Origin of the sequence: Roseburia sp. 1XD42-69 (genome assembly GCF_003612565.1) — a bacterium.
Taxonomy (GTDB): Bacteria; Bacillota; Clostridia; order Lachnospirales; family Lachnospiraceae; genus Roseburia_B.
The window spans coordinates 1-2479 of record NZ_RAZG01000166.1; the positions used below are offsets into that span (position 1 = coordinate 1).

Sequence of the window (2479 nt, forward strand, 5' to 3'; positions counted from 1 at the left end):
CTCAAAATCCTACATAAAACTTTTTACCTGAAATCATCAATTTTCTATTGACTTTTTATTTGCAGGCTCGTTTTCACCCACATTTTTTAAACATTACGAAATGTCAAAGCGGGGGTTCAATGAGATATTGTAGCACAAGGAGTTTCCTTTCTTTTCATCATTCTTGCTATGTTTTAAACCATCTACATTTACAGCAGTTCTTCTTTCAATGCCCTTATCCATTCTTCTATTGCCTGCACTAATCGAAATTGCTGATGTAGAACCGCCATGCCCGTAGCAGGAATATCGGGGGCGTTTTCTTTTAAGTCCATATTCTCCTCAAGATAGGATTTCAGCACATTGATATTGCTCTCAATGTTATCCAGACATTCCCTCTGCTGTTCCTTTTCCATACTTTCTAAATTAACGATAACCGCATTAAAATCCAAGAATATGTGAATCGGCTTGCAGGATATTTCAAGCATCAGTTTCTCAAATTCCTCATTTCCTGCATCCGTCAAGGAATATATCGCCTTTTCGGGCATTTTTCCCTCTTTCTCCGTGCGGCTTGTAATAAGCCCCTTTTCTTCCAACTGGATAACCTTTTTATAGATGGATGGTGTGCTGATTTTTACCCATTTTGAAATGTTGCGGTATTCCACCAGTTTCTGAATATCATATGCACTCAAGGATTCCCGCTTCAACATTCCCAATACAATCAAATCAATGGTCGCCATTTAAAATCCCTCCTTTTTCTATTGACAACTACTACAAATTATAGTATTATAATTCCCGCAACACAATTACTGTATTTTATAGTAGTATAAACAATACTATTTGTCAACAGAAAGGAGTTCAAAATGAACAGTCAAAGTAAAAAGATGGAGCTGCTCGGCAGCACATCCATACCAAAAGCACTTTTAGCAATGGGCATCCCAACAATGATTGGCATGTTGGTAAATGCTTTCTACAACCTTGTTGACGCATATTTCGTCGGCGGATTAGGGGAAAGCCAAATGGGGGCAATCTCCGTGGTCTATCCGCTCGGACAGGTCGTTGTCGGTTTGGGTCTGCTGTTTGGAAACGGTGCGGCTTCTTACATTTCCCGATTGTTAGGTCGTGGGGATAAGGAAAATGCGGATAAAGTGGCAAGTACCGCTTTATACAGCAGCGTATCCGTAGGGGCGGTCATCATTATCATTTCTATGGTGTTCCTGCATCCCATACTGAAGCTCTTGGGGGCAACCGACAGCATCCTGCCTTATGCCGCCACATACGCAGGCATTTACATTGTTTCCTGCATCTTCAATGTATTCAATGTCACGATGAATAACATTGTGACTAGCGAGGGGGCTGCTAAAACAACCATGTGTGCCTTGCTGACGGGTGCAGTACTCAATATCGCCTTAGACCCGCTGTTTATCTATGTGTTTGATTTAGGCGTAGCGGGAGCGGCGATAGCGACCGCAATCTCACAAGTCGTTTCAACCTGCGTATATCTGACCTATATTTTTCGGAAAAAAAGCGTATTCCGTTTTCGGGTTAAGGACTGCACATATACAAAAGAAACCATGTCTGAGATTTTCAAAATCGGCATCCCGACATTGGTATTCCAGATTTTAACGAGTGTGTCCATTTCCTTAATCAACAATGCCGCTGGCGATTACGGGGACTCTGCCATAGCAGGCATGGGCGTTGTTACCCGCCTTATTTCAATGGGCAGCTTGTCCGTATTCGGGTTCATCAAAGGCTTTCAGCCCATTGCAGGGTACAGTTATGGTGCGAAAAAGTTTGACCGTCTGCGTGAAGCAATCAAGACTTCCATCCTATGGTCTACGGTTTTCTGTGTGATTTTCGGTGTGATACTGGCTCTGTTCCCTACAGCTATCGTTTCCCAATTCACAAAGGGCGATGCCGAGATGATTCGCATCGGTGCAGCGTCTTTAAGGGCAAACGGCATTTCCATCATGCTCTTTGGATTTTATACGGTGTATTCTTCCCTGTTCCTTGCTTTGGGAAAAGGCAGAGAGGGCTTTATCCTCGGAGCTTGCAGGCAGGGGATTTGCTTTATCCCTGTTATCCTGCTTCTTCCGATGGTCTGGGGGCTAAATGGAATTATGTACGCCCAGCCGATTGCCGATGTGCTTTCCGCAGTCATAACGGTATTCATGGCGATACCGCTCCACAAAAAGCTGAATGAGATGCAGAGAAAAACTGCTGAAATAAGCCCAAACAACTAAATATCTTTTCTTTCTAACAAACAGAGCCGATGAGCTGTGAGTTTTCCCACAAGTTCATCGGCTCTGCATCTGTGTGTCTGGCTCTTTGATGACTGTTATTTTTAAATTTTTCGCTTCAATCAATGTTTCCTGCTTGCATTTCGGGCAGTACAATGGATAATTTATCAATACCGTATCTTCCCTAATCCTTGGTGTTAGTATATAAGTGTGGACAGAAAAAGTTGAACAACCTATACTATCAAGTGAAAGAGCAAAGGAGA

General features: G+C 42.8%; 2 protein-coding genes and 1 pseudogene. 1 reads left to right on the plus strand and 2 read right to left on the minus strand.

Translation table 11 applies throughout. The annotated features are described in order from the left end of the window. Positions 1-188: 188 nt before the first annotated feature. Positions 189-716 (minus strand): PadR family transcriptional regulator, encoded by a 528-nt coding sequence (locus tag D7Y06_RS24695; RefSeq protein ID WP_016296628.1) that lies wholly within the window; start codon positions 714-716, stop codon positions 189-191. A 123-nt stretch (positions 717-839) separates the two neighbouring features. Between D7Y06_RS24695 and D7Y06_RS24700 the strand changes: the two genes are divergently transcribed. Beyond that, a complete protein-coding gene (locus D7Y06_RS24700; RefSeq protein WP_016296629.1) occupies positions 840-2219 on the plus strand; it encodes an MATE family efflux transporter in 1380 nt (459 codons plus the stop codon). Positions 2220-2273: 54 nt separating this feature from the next. On the opposite strand, the pseudogene D7Y06_RS24705 reads toward D7Y06_RS24700, so the two are convergent. Continuing rightward, a pseudogene (locus D7Y06_RS24705) lies at positions 2274-2408 on the minus strand (cysteine-rich KTR domain-containing protein); the annotation flags it as partial. Positions 2409-2479 lie beyond the last annotated feature (71 nt).